Annotated in this window: 13 protein-coding genes and 1 pseudogene; 3 read left to right on the forward strand and 11 right to left on the reverse strand. The window is 31.9% G+C overall.

The annotated features are described in order from the left end of the window. Positions 1–6: 6 nt before the first annotated feature. The 5 genes from FYJ33_RS08755 to FYJ33_RS08775 form a co-directional block, all read right to left on the reverse strand. Entirely contained in the window at positions 7–1065 is a 1059-nt protein-coding gene (locus FYJ33_RS08755; protein ID WP_154531367.1) for a glycoside hydrolase family 15 protein, read from the reverse strand. Between the two features lie 13 nt (positions 1066–1078). Then, the gene (locus FYJ33_RS08760; RefSeq protein ID WP_154531368.1) at positions 1079–2899 is read right to left on the reverse strand and encodes a glycoside hydrolase family 66 protein; all 1821 of its coding nucleotides are present in this window, start codon (positions 2897–2899) and stop codon (positions 1079–1081) included. A 2-nt stretch (positions 2900–2901) separates the two neighbouring features. After that, positions 2902–3735: a carbohydrate ABC transporter permease gene (locus tag FYJ33_RS08765; RefSeq protein ID WP_154531369.1), complete on the reverse strand. Its 834-nt coding sequence runs from the start codon at positions 3733–3735 to the stop codon at positions 2902–2904. A 12-nt stretch (positions 3736–3747) separates the two neighbouring features. Then, the gene (locus FYJ33_RS08770) at positions 3748–4698 is read right to left on the reverse strand and encodes a carbohydrate ABC transporter permease (protein ID WP_154531370.1); all 951 of its coding nucleotides are present in this window, start codon (positions 4696–4698) and stop codon (positions 3748–3750) included. 270 nt (positions 4699–4968) lie between these two features. Then, entirely contained in the window at positions 4969–6240 is a 1272-nt protein-coding gene (locus FYJ33_RS08775) for an extracellular solute-binding protein (RefSeq protein WP_154531371.1), read from the reverse strand. Positions 6241–6784: 544 nt separating this feature from the next. Between FYJ33_RS08775 and FYJ33_RS08780 the strand changes: the two genes are divergently transcribed. After that, positions 6785–7807 (forward strand): LacI family DNA-binding transcriptional regulator, encoded by a 1023-nt coding sequence (locus FYJ33_RS08780; RefSeq protein WP_154531372.1) that lies wholly within the window; start codon positions 6785–6787, stop codon positions 7805–7807. 61 nt (positions 7808–7868) lie between these two features. On the opposite strand, the gene FYJ33_RS08785 is transcribed toward FYJ33_RS08780, so the two are convergent. From FYJ33_RS08785 to FYJ33_RS16050, 6 genes and pseudogenes are all read right to left on the reverse strand, one after another. Next, on the reverse strand, positions 7869–8009 hold the full coding sequence (locus FYJ33_RS08785; protein ID WP_154531373.1) for a hypothetical protein: 141 nt from the start codon (positions 8007–8009) through the stop codon (positions 7869–7871). Positions 8010–8160: 151 nt separating this feature from the next. Beyond that, positions 8161–9039 carry a DUF2785 domain-containing protein gene (locus FYJ33_RS08790; protein WP_154531374.1) on the reverse strand — a complete coding sequence of 293 codons (879 nt, stop codon included), beginning with the start codon at positions 9037–9039 and terminating at the stop codon, positions 8161–8163. Between the two features lie 49 nt (positions 9040–9088). Then, positions 9089–10120, reverse strand: a complete 1032-nt coding sequence (locus FYJ33_RS08795; RefSeq protein WP_154531375.1) for a S66 family peptidase — start codon at positions 10118–10120, stop codon at positions 9089–9091. Positions 10121–10151: 31 nt separating this feature from the next. After that, a pseudogene (locus tag FYJ33_RS16340) lies at positions 10152–10760 on the reverse strand (histidine phosphatase family protein). A gap of 23 nt (positions 10761–10783) precedes the next feature. Continuing rightward, the gene (locus FYJ33_RS08810) at positions 10784–11434 is read right to left on the reverse strand and encodes an SPL family radical SAM protein (protein WP_235900814.1); all 651 of its coding nucleotides are present in this window, start codon (positions 11432–11434) and stop codon (positions 10784–10786) included. Then, entirely contained in the window at positions 11412–11729 is a 318-nt protein-coding gene (locus tag FYJ33_RS16050; RefSeq protein ID WP_328598679.1) for a dTDP-4-dehydrorhamnose 3,5-epimerase family protein, read from the reverse strand. The genes FYJ33_RS08810 and FYJ33_RS16050 overlap by 23 nt, the downstream gene beginning before the upstream one ends. A gap of 377 nt (positions 11730–12106) precedes the next feature. Between FYJ33_RS16050 and FYJ33_RS08820 the strand changes: the two genes are divergently transcribed. Together FYJ33_RS08820 and FYJ33_RS08825 are read left to right on the forward strand one after the other, a co-directional pair. After that, entirely contained in the window at positions 12107–13426 is a 1320-nt protein-coding gene (locus FYJ33_RS08820; protein WP_154531380.1) for a Na+/H+ antiporter NhaC family protein, read from the forward strand. A gap of 243 nt (positions 13427–13669) precedes the next feature. Continuing rightward, a complete protein-coding gene (locus tag FYJ33_RS08825) occupies positions 13670–15415 on the forward strand; it encodes an ATP-dependent metallopeptidase FtsH/Yme1/Tma family protein (protein ID WP_154531381.1) in 1746 nt (581 codons plus the stop codon). The last annotated feature ends 322 nt before the right edge of the window (positions 15416–15737 follow it).

Below are 15737 nucleotides of genomic sequence, written 5' to 3' on the forward strand. Positions count from 1 at the left end.
TTAAAATTATTTACTTTTTAAAATTAGATACATTGCATGTGACCATAATAATGGTGATGCAATTTCACCCCACATATCAACCCATTTTGGATAATAAGTCTCATCATTAGGATGTAAACATACCTGTTCTGGAAGGTATCCTTCTTCTGTTGCACATTTTTCAATCCATTTTTCAACAGCCTCAGCCTTTTCAGTTTCATTGACTTTCTTATAATATAGACCCATCCAGGCTGATAATAGTATCCACTCACCTCCTCCATAATAAGTATCCTTCTTGTACCTATGCATACCATTGTCTACGAATAGATCATCTTCAATTTTCTTAACTGTGTTCTTAAATATATCATCTGAAACATCAACAACATTAAATGGAATAGCTAGCCATAAAAGACTGCTGTCTATTTCCTTAGTACCTATAAACTTTACAAAGTGCTCATCTTCAACGCAATTTGTTAAAATATATGTTTTTATCTGATTTGCAAGCTTTGTTACCTCATCTTTTTTCAGATAATCATTTATTGCTTTTACTCCTCCATACAGGCATGCAAGTGTTGAAGTATGGATCTTATCATAATTTTCTTCCCATATATCATAATTAGGGTAGAATGCTAATAATTTTATATATTTCAAAGCAGCATTAATGCTGTTATGAAATTCATCAATAAGTTCTGTCTTTCCAGTAAGCTTTATGTGCTCTGATACAGCCCAAAGCCATGTTCCATAACCATCAAGCTGAAAATTCCCCCAGCCTTCCTTTTTTTCTTCAAATCCCTCAAGTGTAAAACGTGCATTAAGATAATCTTTTCTGCTTATTCTTTCACCGCGAGATATTTTATCTTCTATAACATTAACCTTATCACTGTATCTGTTTATTACATCATTTACCCATCTATAAAATTTTTCTGCCTCATCATATTTTTTATATTGGTCAAGAGAATTTGCTATAAAGCTGCCATCTCTTAACCAGCTGAATGCATATGTGTCAAAGCTAGGTGATGCTATAAATGCTCCTGACTTGCTCTGATTATTTATTATTACTTCTAAACTCTTTTCTACTAAATCCATTTTTATCTCCCTTCTACTTTTCAAAATATAAAACATCCCAATATTCTAGTTTTGGAACACTAATCTCTATATATTTTCCTTTTGAGTCGCTCCCTTTCTTAAAGCTTAACTCTGTACTTTTTCCATTATCTATATCAGGTGATGCCAAGTTTACCTTTTTGACATCTGTATCTGTGTAATATTTTACTTTCATTTTTACTGCTTCTTTCGGTTTCTTACATTCACCATCATCATCTCTCCAGTTAGTTGACTCTACTCCAAGAAGATTGATTAAATTAATCATTTCATACTTATCATTCTTTCTTGCACTTGCCCATATCGAATCAGCCTCTGCAGTGTCACTTGTCTTATAATTCTCCACTCTAACGGCCTCTTCCTTATCAACTTCTTCATTTTTATCAAGAAGTATATTTTCATAAGCAGTAAGAAAATCATAATAACTTCTCATATCCTTTTTAAGTTTGTCTGACATAACAAGATCCTTATTAGGAAAATATTCATTGCAAAGCATATTAACTTTATCACCAATTTCTATATGAGATGCTCCGTTTGAGAACATTGCAGCATCAGTAAGTTTAACTGCATTATCATTAAAGTGTCCTTCCTTGAAGTTATAGTTCATATAAGCTGCAAGAACTACTGCTTTATACTTTGGTGAAAATCCTCTTAAGAGATCTATACAGTTTTTAATTGAATCGAAAGTAGCATACTTAGTAGGCCATATCTCCTTATATAGAAAATCAAGATCTGATTTTGCTGCTGTATTAGATTCTCCATAGCCATTTACAGGATTAAAGACAATTCTTTTATTTAAAGCTTTTTTTGCATTGTTAAGAAATCCATCATAACCAGCACTTAAATCAACTGATTCACCTTTATTGTCATATAAATACCCTCTATCCCCTAAGGAATCGACATGCCAGATATCAAATGGATAAACCTGCATAGCTTCTTTCTCTCTCTTAAATATATATTTCTGCCATTCTTCATTTGCAGGATTAAATATAAATAGCTGACTTGATGCCCAAGTGTTTGGAAGAGGATGAAAATCCTGTTCAGTCTTTTCTGCGTCTTTATAGAGAGCCCAATCCTGCTTTACACCATTTTTTTCATATCCATAAAATGCGCCAAACATTAAATTATAATTAGCTGCCATCATATTATTCTCATGGCAATACTTTATAAAATCCTTAACAGTTGCACCATAATTAGTTCTGTTAGCAATATCAGGCCAGCTTTCATCTGGCTTGTCCACAGTTCCTGCTAGTGGTTTATCATGCTTATACTGCCAGTCATAAAACTGAATACAGTTTATATGATATTTTGTAAGATCATCGATAATCTTCTTATTATCAGCACTGCTTCTCTTATCAAAATCAGTGAGATATCCATATCTAGGATATCTGCTATAATCCGAAGATACATCCACTGCAGTTGCTATATAATCCTTAACTGAAGTATTATCTATAAGGTATGATTCGACAAGATAACCTGTAAAATCATCTTTAGGCGCCTTCCATGTAAAACTTATTTCTTTTGAGGAAGGAATTCTTATTTCCTTCCTACCAACTGTTTTATTCAGATGTCTGAAATAAACGCAGACCTTTTTATTAACATAGTCTTTGCTTTTATCTGATAACTTTATTTTAAAATTCACAGTATCAGATGGAGCATATCTTGATTTATCAGTATACATATCAAGCAATACACTATTTTTGTTTTCTATCACTGATACTTTTCTAGTATCCCTGAAAAATCTATACGCTGCAAAACTACCTAGAGCTATTACTCCAGCTGCAATGCAAATAGTTATTAAAATTTTCTTTTTCTTCATAACTAACCTTTTATACCTCCTTCAGTCATTCCAGATTGAACAAAGTATTTCTGAGTTATGATAAAGATTATTATTTCAGGTATAAACGTAATCATAGCACCTGCAAAAACAAGTCCCCATGATGTTGCATGCTGTCCTCTGAACAGCTGAAGACCTACTGGTAGTGTCCATTTATCTGGATTCTTTATAAATGTCAATACACCAAAGAAATCACACCATGTTCCAGTAAATATTCCAATGCCTAAAGTTCCTAATGAAGGCTTAGAAAGTGGAAGCACAATTTTTCTATAAATTGTCCATCTTGTTCCACCATCCATAATTACAGATTCTTCAAGATCTCTTGGAAGCTGTTCAAAGAATCCTCTCAGGAAAAATGTATTTCCTGCAACTCCTCCACCTACTGACAAAAGAATTAAACCTTTATACGTATCAACAAGCCCCATACTATTGATAACACTATACTGAGCAACGATATTTAAAACCCCTGGAACCATCATTGTAAATAGATATATATTAAATAAAATCTCCTTTCCTGGAAAATCAAATCTTGCAAAACCATACGCTGAAAGTGATGATACAAACAATACACATATTGTTGTAACTACAGCCAGGAAGGTTGAATTTAGAAAATATCTGAAGAAGTTATTTGATGACCACACCTCTGCATAATTACCAAAATACCAGTCTCTTGGCAAAATTCTTGGTGGATAAGGCAAAGTGAATGTTTCTTTTACAAGTGATGTTGAAAACATTGAAAGAAACGGTATTATTGCAATGATTACAAATAACCAAAGTACAAGATGAATAATAAATTTTAATTTTTTACTTGTTACCATATCTTTCGCCCCCTAATTTCTTTCATATTTAAAGAATTTATTTCTTGCTATTGTTAAAATGATAATAGATAAACCAATTATTACACTTAATGCACAAGCATAACCAAAGTTGAAGTATTTAAATGCCTGATTATACATGTAGTTCTGTAAAACATCTGTTGTACCAAGAGGTCCACCTTGTGTAATCATGTATACTGCAATGAATACATTGAATGATCCAATTATCAAATTAATCAAAATGTAATAAGTTGTATTTTTTAATAAAGGTAAAGTTATTTTAAAGAATGTCTGAACTGGTTTTGAACCATCTATAGCAGCCGCTTCGTAGACTTCCTTTGAAATCCCCTGAAGTGCAGCAAGATAAATAAACATTGTCCAGCCTACATTCTTCCATATTCCAAGAATCCATATAACAGCATTAGCTGTCCATGTATTCTGAAGCCATGCAACTGGCTCCTTAATAATGTGAAGCTTCAAAAGAAAATAATTTGCAAGTCCATGATCTCCATCCTGGAATATATAAATGAAGATAATAGCTACTACTATCCAGTCAACCAATACTGGAAGATACAGAGCTCCTCTATAAAATAAGTTGAATTTTTTTACGCTGTTAATAAGTACTGCCATTATAAGGCCTATAAGCATTCCGAGCGGAATTGTAAACACTCCATATAAAATAACGTTTCTGAATGCCAGCCAGAATTTTTCTTTTTCATCTCCAATTAATGCAAGTTTATAGTTATCAAGTCCTACAAATGGGCTCTTTGTCCCAGGAATTAAATTGTACTTTGTAAAACTCATATATATATTCTTAATCTGAGGATAAATAACAAAAATAAGTACTAAAATCATTCCTATTAAAATATAAGGTGCTACTTCGCCCCACTGCTTCAAGCCTTTTTTAACTTTTTGCTTCGGAGTAAGCTTTTTAGGAATAAAAGTTGTTTTAACAGTCCTCTGCATGATATACCTCCCTCTTACTTAAACCTTTGAACAAATAATTGTTCACTGTTCTATAATAAATATATAAATATCATCAATAATCATTGAAGGATGAAACTCCGCTGGAGTTTCATAATAAGAGGATAAATCCTCTAAAAAACTCTTTAAGTCCTTCAATTTCAGAGGTTTGGAGGTAAAACCTCCAATAAAACTTAGAAATTTGTGAACGTAGCGAATAAATTTCATCCTGTACTCTAATCCCTAATCTCCTATCTCATAGTTATGATTAATTTATTTTGCAACAAATAAAGGATCAAGTTCTTTTGCAAGCTCATCAAGTACCTGCTTTGGCTGTCCTTTCTTTCTCATAACTTTTTCAAAAGCTTTTGAAATCTTATCATTCATTTGTTCCCAATTAGGATTTGGTATTCTTGCCCAAGCTGTTTTTGTCTGATTAACATATAGTTTTATAACCTCATCCTTTGTAACTTCTGCATCACCTGCTGCATCCTTGTTTGTAGGGATTAATGAAGCTTTTAATGCCATAGTCTTTTGAGGTTCATTATCAAGTAAATATTTCATAAATGTCCATGCTTCCTTTGGATGTTTGCAGTTCTTAAACATTACAATATCTTGTCCACCAACAACTGAAATACTTCCAGCAGAACCTTGTGGCATTAAAGCATATGATGTATTTTGTTTGTCTTTATCAGTTAATATACTGTTAAACCAAGGTCCATCATCTATCATTAAATAATTACCGTCTTTCTTAACTCCATCCCAAGTACCAGGTTGTCCTCCTAATAAGCATTTACCGATTATTCCATCATCCTTAAGCTTTACTAATTTTTCTAGAGCCGCAACACTCTCAGCACTGTTAATAAATCCAGATGCTTTTGTGTACTTATCATCGCAGTATTTTCCACCTAGAGATAAGAAATATGGTGCCATACTCCAGCCATCATTCCCTGCAACTCCAATTAGTCCATTTTTATGCTTTCCTTTTATTTTCTCTGCAGCAGTTACTAAATCATCAAATGACTTAGGCGCTTCAGTAAGTCCAGCTTCTTTCAAAGCAGCCTTATTATAAATAGCTATTTTTGTGTTTGCATCAAGAGGAAGACCATAGTACTTTCCCTGCCATAAATTTGTAGCCATAGGAGCTTCAAAACACTTATCTTTAAGTTCATTAAATCCTTCCATTTCCTGAACTTCATTTAATGCTCCAGTTTTTGCGAACTCAGGAACCCATACAATATCCATTCTCATCATATCTGGTGCAGAACTTCCTGCAACACCTTGTACAACTTGTTGCTTTAGCCCTTCAGTAGGCATCTTTACCGGTTTAATTTTAATATTAGGATATTTCTTTTCAAATGCAGGCAAAACTTCTTTTGTAAATACCTTATCTTCAGTATCACTGTAAGTATGCCAGAATTTTAGTTCTACCTTTTCATTTGAACTTGTCTGATTCTTTGATGCATCTGAATTTCCACATCCAGTAAATATACTTGCTGTTATTACGCCCATCATTAGTAATGATAAAATCTTTTTTGTTTTCATAAAAATTCCTCCATGAAAAAAATATATAATATTAAGTTATTATAAAAAATAATAGCCTATATTCGCTTTATGTTGTAAACGTTTATAAGAGGCTTATTATATTGCTAAATTAATATCATATAGTACGATATATTGCATTTATTGTAATATATCCTTGAATTTTTATTGCTTATATTATTCTTACATTACCTTATGCGTTTACGTTTTCATTTACAATTTCATTATAACATCATCATCAACATTTTCAACATATTCATATTTTGTTATTTTGTGTATTTTTTCTTTTTTAAACGTTTATAAATGTTAATTACATTAAATATAATTAGTAAAAATACTTTTATTACATTTTGCCCCAATAATAAATGCAAATATTGTAAATATTGTATTTGAATTTATTTTGTTGTTATTATATTATTTAATTAACGAAGTCTTACGTTTACTTTCACGGTAAAGTATAAACATTACTATATTGAATATATTGTAAAATTAATGTAAAATGTATTTATTTTAGTAAAACTTCAAAATAATATTTAGGGATGATCATATGGTGACAATTAAACAGATGGCAGAAATGCTTGGCGTTAGTACAACTACTATATCTAATGTAATTCATGGAAAAACAAAAGAAGTTTCAAAAGAAACTGTAAAAAGAGTAAACGAACTTATTGAAGCATGTGAATATGTTCCAAATATCAATGCCAGAAACTTAGCTCAAAATAAATCAAAGATTATTGGTCTTGCTATAAAGCCAAGACAAAGCAAATACAAAAAAACAACAAAAGATATTTTTATAAATGAACTAACCAGCGATATTGAAGATTATGTACGAAAGAATGGATATTATATGATGCTGTATATATCTGAAGATATTTATGAAATAATTAATTCAGTATCAAGCTGGAATGTAGACGGGCTTATTTTAATGGGTATGTCAACTGACGATTGTATAATGTTAAAACAGAAATTTAAAAAACCAATGGTCTTTATTGACAGCTACTTTGATAACAGAGTAGTTGATTATGTTAATGTAGGCCTTGATGATGTAGGTGGCTGTCATGATATTACAAAATACCTAATTGAGAATGGACATAAAAAGATAGCTTATATAGCCGATAACTGTGAAGGCTGTGATAAATACAGATATTTAGGTTTTAGAAATGCCTTAATTGAATCTAAAATCATGATTTCAGATCAAAACTTTATACTTATACAATCAGAAAGAAATAAGTTAGGTGCAAGTCTTGAGGATATCTTTAATGCATCTAAGCATTTTACAGCCTTAGTCTGTGCATCTGATTATTATGCTGTCTTGATTATGAACTATCTTATGGACAAGGGTGTCAAAATACCAGAAGATATTTCAATCGTAGGCTTCGATGACAACATTTATGCACAAATTGTACGTCCACACTTGTCTACAGTTCACCAGGATATTTCTGAAAAAAGCAAAGTTGCTGTAGAAAAATTATTTAAAATGATTGAAAATGAAAGTCTGTCAGAAAAAAATACAATCCTACCTACAACAATCGTAATAAGAAATAGTGTAAAAAAAATAGCCGGGAAATAAATATCCCCAGCTATTTTTTATTCATTTTAATCTATTAATTACAATTCCATCTGCAATATATCTATACTAAACCAAAATGTGTTTCAACTATTTTTAATGTATCTTCTATTTTTCTATTACTATCTCTGGCAATAGAAAAATAACAGTTGTTTTTGATAATTTCAATTTCACGCCTATTAACTAAATCTACCGTATTAAACACATTCTCAAAGCTTCTATCTGCATTAGGAAAAGATTTTACACATTCATAAAAATCTCTTTTTTCAGGTCTGTTAATAATATATTATTCTTAATATCCATATGATAATCTCCTTTATAGCAATAAAACCATATTAATTTATTATAACTTATATTTACAGAATTTCAAGTTCTTCTTTTATTTCCTTGTTATACTTAAGGAAATTATTTAATTCCTCTTCTTTTTTGAATAAAACATCAGTATACTCTGTAGTATTATCTTCACGTATAAGTCTGAAATATAGTGACCTTACAAAATTCTTTGTATTAACTCTCTGAATGTACTTTTCATCACTGTACCCAGGTGTAATAACGCTGCCTAATCTGCTTATCCATTGACACACTTTTTCTCTGCCAAGAACATTTCTGATGACAACTTCATAGACCACTGTTGCCATTCTCTCATCTTCTTCATGTGATAACAAATATTTTGTATTTTCTAAAACGTGGTTAAATCCATCAAGTACTTTCAACATAGTTTCTTTATCACACTGCTTACTTCTTACTATGCTGCATAAAACATCAGCTCCATGTGCAGCTGCATGCATCCAGCCAATTCTCTCTTCATATCCTCTTAAATCTTTTTCCTCATTATAATATCTTATTACACAATCTTTTAAGTTGTTGAATTCTTCTAAAGATAAATACTGCTTCTGCATATTCATATATAATAAAAGATCAATGACTAACATCGAGAACGTTCTTGTTACTACGCTGTCCTCTTTCTCGCTGCCTATCTTGTAAAACAAATGATTTTTATCTAAGATAACATTCAAAATTTCTTTTAATTCTTCACTATTAAAATAACATTTTTCCGTAATCCAATAACAAAAAGTAGAATATATCAGTTCATCCCTCAAATGAGGATCAGTATCTCCTATATACTTAAGCATAAGATCTGTTGTTTCCTTTATAACCTTTTTATCATCTTCTTTATAATCATTATGCTTAATTTCCTCTAGTTTCTTTAAAAGTTCTTCTCTTTCATTATTCAAGCTTGGCCATCCCTTCTAGTATATTTAAGTTTAAGATTTTTCCTACTGGTTATTCCACTACTCTTTCCAGCAGCTTAATTGTCTTGTTATCAGCATCAATTTCACATTCGATGCCAAAAGGTATAATTCCTATAGGCTCACTATGTCCAAAATTAGCATTGTAGATGACTATCATATCTTCCCTGCCGTATTCCTTAAGTACCATTTTGTACTGTTCTTTATATTCTTCATAATAAACTTCACCCTGAGGTTTACCACAGATTATCCCTCTGATAGCGCCAAGAATTCCTTGTGCTCCTAAGTTTCTTAAATAATATCTTATTAAATCTGGGCTTGGCTTCTCTTCACTGGTCTCTAAAAATAATATTTTATCCTTCCACTCCTCAAGTGATGGCCATATATCTGTTCCTATATACATAGGCATAGCGTCAAGACATCCCCCTAAAAGCTTTCCTGCCGCTTTTCCATGTCCTTGAAGCACTTCATAACCTTTTTCATCAATAAGATGTTTCTTTGCTTTATTCATATTTTCTTCGCACCAGCTTATAAATTCATTTGTCCAATAATCACATTTTTTAATTTCGTAAGTTTCTTCTGCATCAAAAAGCATCTTTCTCACTGCATTTTCAGTATAGTCATACATATCAACATAGTTGGCAAAATCACATATGAGTGCAGGTCCATAATATGAAACAAGACCAGCCTTATACATCATAAGATGATTTGCTGTAGTATCTGAAAATCCCATGAAAATTTTTGGATTATTCCTTATAACATCGTAATCGATATATGGAAGCAGTCTTATAGTATCTTCACCACCAATTGCACAAATAATTCCCTTTATGGACTTATCCTTAAATGCATTCATAAGATCCTCTGCTCTTTTTTCAGGATGATTATATATATAATCAACTCCTTTTAATGCATTTTCCATAGTAACAACTTCAAGTCCAAACTTTTCTTCAAGTCTTTTCTTACCTAATTCATATTTATGTAATATTTCTTTTTCCCCTAAAATACCGCTGGATAAGCTAACAATTGCAACTCTATCTCCCTTGCATAGTCTTTCTGGTTTTATCATTCAAATCCCCCCTTTTGTTGTGTATTTTTTCTTATTGTACCATAATATTACCAATACCGTTAAACATTCTATATACCACTATTGGCTCACATTGATTTATTTTTAATGCTAAAGTTTCTTCTTCTGTTAAAGACTTTAATATTTTTAAGATGCATCTAATTGTACACATATGAGAAACTATTGCTACCTTTTTATAATTCATTGCAAGAAGCTCACTTAAGAATTTATTTACTCTATTACATACATCTGTATAGCTTTCTCCACCTGGTGCTTTCTGAATAAAATCATGCCTAAAATTCATATATTCATGATTTTCAAAATACTTTTTATATTGTATACATCCTCTAATATCGTCTACACCGCACCCCTCAAACACCCCAAGTTAGCGCTCTCTAAGCCTCTTATCAAGTTGAATTATTTTACTTGGAAATATAGCTTGTGCAGTTTCCTTTGTCCTAATTAAATCAGATGCAAAACAGATTTCTACATCCTTAAGTTCATCCAAAGACTTCAATACTTCGGCTTTTTTTAACCCTTCACTTGTTACATGACACTCCCACTGTCCAGTAAACATTTTGTACTCAGGATAATTTATTCTGTTAGCTTCACTTTCTCCATGTCTTATTAGGATTATCTCCATATCGTTCCCCCTTGCATATCTTACTAATTAGTTTGATGATTCCTGGCCAGCTTTGCTTTTACAAGCTTCTCATGGTAAAAATAATTAATATGATTTATATTATGCTGGTTACAGTATTGCTCAATTTCTATTGACAAGTCCAGCCAGTAATCTTTATTTTTTCTTAGATAAATATCACTATAAACATTTGAATACTGTGGATACTTTTCATCAATATACGAAAGAATTTTCTCCTTATAGCTACCCCTTAAATTTAGATTCTCGAACCAGTACTCATCAATAAAATCATGACTTTTCTCAATAATTGCTTTAAAATCTGTAACTTTAGGAAATATGGGTGACATAAATAAAACAGTATATATGCCGTTTTCATGAAGAGTCTTCAATGTGTTAAGTCTATCCTTTATGCTGCTGGCATTATCCATATCATTTTTAAAATCTTCATCAAGTGTGTTAATAGACATTGCCGCCTTAAAGTTCTTCAGTTTTTTAAGCAGATCAATATCACGCAGAATAAGGCTTGACTTTGTTGACATTGTAATCTCGCAGTCTGCCTCAATAAGCTGTTTTAAAATACTCTGAGTTATGCAGTATTTTTCTTCAAAACGGTTATAGCAGTCTGTAACTGACGAAAGAAAAACAGACTTACCTTTAAGCTTGTTTATGTGAATCAAATGACTCATCAATACGCATTACATTCTTTGTATTATCTTCAAGCGAAATAAAAACATGTCCAAACCCCTTAGGAATAAAAATCTGTTTTCTATTTTCTTCACTTAACTCAACACAAACCCATTTCAAAAATGTTGGAGAATCTCTTCTTAAGTCAACTGCATAATCTATTCCTCTGCCCTTAATACAATATAAAAGCTTGGCCTGAGGTTTAGGATTATTCTGAAAGTGTATTCCATAGAGAGTTCCTGCTTTTTCTGATAAATAAACATACTCCTCTACATATTTAAAGTCAATTCCAGCCTACTCTAACTGTTCTTTATTAAGTATTGGATATGAAAATCCTCTATTACCAACGTGTTTGTCATATTCGATAATTTTAACTTCACTTAATTCTGTGCTTGTAATTTTCAATTACATCCCCCCTAAAAAATTATATCAAGTCTATAAACTATGTTGCCAACCTTTCCTTCTCTATTTCTGCCATCTTTCGACCTATATAAACATCAACTTTAATTACACCATATAATTCCATGCACTATATTTAAAAATATCTATCCATTGTATGTGGATTTATGATATTATTATATAAGCAAAAATAATAATAAAACATTGATTGTTTAACAAATAACAAAGATGATGTTTTATCAATTTCAAAAAACAGGAGAGATTATATGAACAATAAGAAGAAAGGATGGGCTCTAATTCCTGCTGCAGTATTTTTGGTGCTGTATCTTGGACTTGGAATAACATTCGAATATGTATTTAAGATTGAAATGGGATTTTACAATATCCCAATAGTAGTTATTTTTATGATTTCTGTTTTTGTTGCATGTCTACAAAACAGAAAAGTATCATTTGACGAGAAATTAAACATTATGGCAAAAGGTATTGGAGATAAAAATATTCTGACAATGATTTTGATATTTTTATGTGCAGGTATGTTTGTTGGCGTTACAGGAAGAGACAGTGCACAAGCTGTTGCATATATGATGCTTTCAATAACTCCAGCATGGATGTCAGTTGCAATTTTATTTATAGTTGCCTGCTTTGTATCACTTTCAATGGGTACTTCATGTGGAACTATAACTCTACTTGTACCAATTGCAGCTGCAGTTTCAAAAGCTTCAGGATATGATATTTCATTCTGCATAGGTTCAGTAATGGGTGGAGCTATGTTTGGAGATAACTTATCATTTATATCTGATACAACAATCGCAGCATGTAACACTCAGGGCTGCAAAATGAAGGACAAATTTAGGGCAAACTTTAAAATAGCACTTCCAGCTGCTATCCTTACTTTGATAATAATAATTTTTATTTCTCTTAGAGGAAACGTTGGACAAGTTGCTGTACAGAACTACAATATAGTAATGCTTATTCCATATGTTCTTGTTTTAGTTGGCGGACTAATAGGCTTTAATGTATTTATAGTACTCTTAACAGGTATTGCTTCAGGGATTTTTATAAACCTTGTAACAGGAACAACAACTTTCTATAAACTGCTTACTAATATGGGAAGCGGTGTCTCAGGAATGTATGAAACAATTATGGTTACTCTGCTTGTAGCTGCACTTTGTGCAATAATAAGACACAATGGCGGTTTTGATGCATTACTTGCCTTTATCAAAAAAGTATTTAAAGGAAATAAAGGTGGTCAGCTTGGCATGGGACTTTTAGTTGGCGTTATGGATATTGCTACAGCAAACAACACTGTTGCAATTGTTATGGCGGGTCCAGTTGCTAAAGAAATAAGTAAGGATTATAAAATTTCACCAAAAAGAGCTGCCTCAATACTTGATACATTTTCATGTGTATTCCAAGGTATACTGCCATATGGTGCACAAATGCTGCTTGCACTTGCAGCAGCTACTGAATGTGGGTATAAGCTATCAGCATTTAATATAATGCCAAAACTTTTCTATCCATTTCTTTTAGCAGCAATATCATTGATATACATACTATTTTCAAAAAAAGAAAAGATAACAATATAATAATTTAGAAATCAAAGCAGAAATTAGTTGTAAGCTTGCAGCTAATTTCTGCTATTTTTTATGTTTATGTATTTCAGCATTGAATTTTATTATTTCGCATACTAATTTCCGCCACATAACATTAATGGTTATTTGGCCATAAATTACACTGGAATATCTTATGAGAAAAATTAGACTTATTTTTTCATAGTTTTATAATTAAAATCGTTAAAGTAGTTATTTCACTAAGGAGGAATGGCGGTTATGAAATTTATTAAAAAACATTTAATCTACATACCCATAGCCACTGCAGCAATATCGCTTGCAGCAATGATTATCACTGGTTATAAGGGAAATCTGGTCAATAAAAGCTATACGCTTTTTGTAAACGATTTGAATAGCAATAAAGTTTCATCGGTCAACATGAACACATCTTCAAAAATGACTGTCATCTTAAATGATGGAACAAAGTATCAGACTGATAACCCTCATACAGATACTATAAAAGAGACTCTGCTTTTAAAAGGAATTGATGTCAAAGACAGCAATAACGGACCTATAAGTGAAACTATTCCGCAAGCAGTTTTTGGCATTTCATTGATTGCCATAGCAGTAATATACATAACACAGGCAAGGTCAGGACGTTCTTCTGTAACTTCTATAGAAATGGAAGATTTCAGCAAAAAGAAAGATCATGTTCTTAATTTTGATTCTGTTGCTGGAAACGAAGAAGCAAAAGAAAGTCTTATGGATGTTGTGGACTTTCTTAAAAATCCTGAAAAATACAAAAAATATGGTGCTAGGATGCCAAAAGGAGTCATTCTTTATGGAGATCCGGGAACAGGCAAAACACTTCTCGCTAAGGCAGTTGCAGGTGAAGCAGGAGTTCCATTTTATGCACTTAGTGGCTCAGATTTTGTACAGGTTTATGTGGGTGTTGGTGCAGCAAGAGTGAGAAGCCTTTTTAAAAAGGCAAAATCTCATGGAAAAGCAGTTATCTTTATAGATGAAATTGATGCCATCGGTGTTAAAAGAGGCAACGGAAAAAATGGTTCACGTAACGATGAAAAAGATCAGACTCTTAATGCGTTGCTTACTGAAATGTCAGGCTTTGGAGAAGCAGAAGGAATTGTTGTAATAGCTGCAACAAACAGGCTTGATATGCTTGATTCTGCTCTTCTTAGACCAGGAAGATTTGACAGACATATTGAGGTTTCACTTCCAGACATTAAAGCAAGAGAAAAAATCATTTCTCTTCATTTAAGAAATAAGCCTCATTCCATTATAGATATAGAAACTATTGCTAAGAAGACTGCTTATTTTTCAGGTGCCAAGCTTGAAAGTCTTATTAATGAAAGCGCCATACTTGCTGCCAAGGACAATAGCAGTAAAATAACAGAAGAACATGTTGAAAAAGCTTATTCTATAATCATTGCAGGTCATGAAAAGAAGGAAAGAAGCCACTTAAAGGATGAAGACAAGATTCTTACATCTTATCATGAAGCAGGCCATGGACTTGTTTCAATGATCTTGACTCCACAAGATAAAGTATCAAAGATTACCATCATTCCAACAACTAAAGGTGCTGGAGGTTACACTCTTACTATACCTGAAGACAACAATTACTATAGGATTGATTATCTTAGAAATAGGATAAAGGTAATGCTTGGAGGACGTGCAGCAGAAGAAATCATCTTTGGTAAAGACAAGATAACAACTGGAGCTGAAGGCGACATATCACAGACTACAGATACAATTCTTAAGATGGTTGCTGAATATGGTATGGGCGAAACTTTAGGTCTGATAAAGCTATCAAGCCTTGGCTCACTTGCATCAGGCTATGGAAATGCTGTCATAGAGGAATGTAAAAAACTTATCGATACTCTTTATGAAGAAACTATAGAATTATTAACTGAAAACAAAAAGACTCTAGAAAAAATTGCTTTAGAACTATTAGATAAGGAAACACTTTATGCTGATGAACTTGATGAAATTATGAGGGAAAAATAATTTAAAACTAAGGATGAAATCAGCAAACTTATTTCTATAGTCTATATGGAGGACATTCTAAATCTCTGTAATTACAAAATTTATAGATTTTTAGGAGCTTGTCCTCTATTCTATTATACCTATCATATATAATATAATGATTACTAAGACTAATATCACACAAATACCAATTTTAATAAATACTGAACAATTTTATGCTTTTCCATAAAACCGTTCAGTAATTTCACCGGAGGTTTGGAGGCAAAGCCTCCATTTAAGATAAAAACTAGCAAACGTAGTTATGCTAGTTTTCACCTTACCTGTGACTTATGACCTGTGACCT

Origin of the sequence: Inconstantimicrobium porci (genome assembly GCF_009696465.1) — a bacterium.
Lineage (GTDB): Bacteria > Bacillota > Clostridia > Clostridiales > Clostridiaceae > Inconstantimicrobium > Inconstantimicrobium porci.

Excerpts from the sequence above, each read along its gene's own strand:
- FYJ33_RS08795 (WP_154531375.1), bottom strand. The coding sequence starts at position 10,120 with ATGATAAAACCAGAAAGACTATGCAAGGGAGATAGAGTTGCAATTGTT.
- FYJ33_RS08775 (WP_154531371.1), bottom strand. The coding sequence starts at position 6,240 with ATGAAAACAAAAAAGATTTTATCATTACTAATGATGGGCGTAATAACA.
- FYJ33_RS08760 (WP_154531368.1), bottom strand. The coding sequence starts at position 2,899 with ATGAAGAAAAAGAAAATTTTAATAACTATTTGCATTGCAGCTGGAGTA.
- FYJ33_RS08820 (WP_154531380.1), top strand. The coding sequence starts at position 12,107 with ATGAACAATAAGAAGAAAGGATGGGCTCTAATTCCTGCTGCAGTATTT.
- FYJ33_RS08825 (WP_154531381.1), top strand. The coding sequence starts at position 13,670 with ATGAAATTTATTAAAAAACATTTAATCTACATACCCATAGCCACTGCA.
- FYJ33_RS08770 (WP_154531370.1), bottom strand. The coding sequence starts at position 4,698 with ATGCAGAGGACTGTTAAAACAACTTTTATTCCTAAAAAGCTTACTCCG.
- FYJ33_RS08755 (WP_154531367.1), bottom strand. The coding sequence starts at position 1,065 with ATGGATTTAGTAGAAAAGAGTTTAGAAGTAATAATAAATAATCAGAGC.
- FYJ33_RS08765 (WP_154531369.1), bottom strand. The coding sequence starts at position 3,735 with ATGGTAACAAGTAAAAAATTAAAATTTATTATTCATCTTGTACTTTGG.
- FYJ33_RS08780 (WP_154531372.1), top strand. The coding sequence starts at position 6,785 with ATGGTGACAATTAAACAGATGGCAGAAATGCTTGGCGTTAGTACAACT.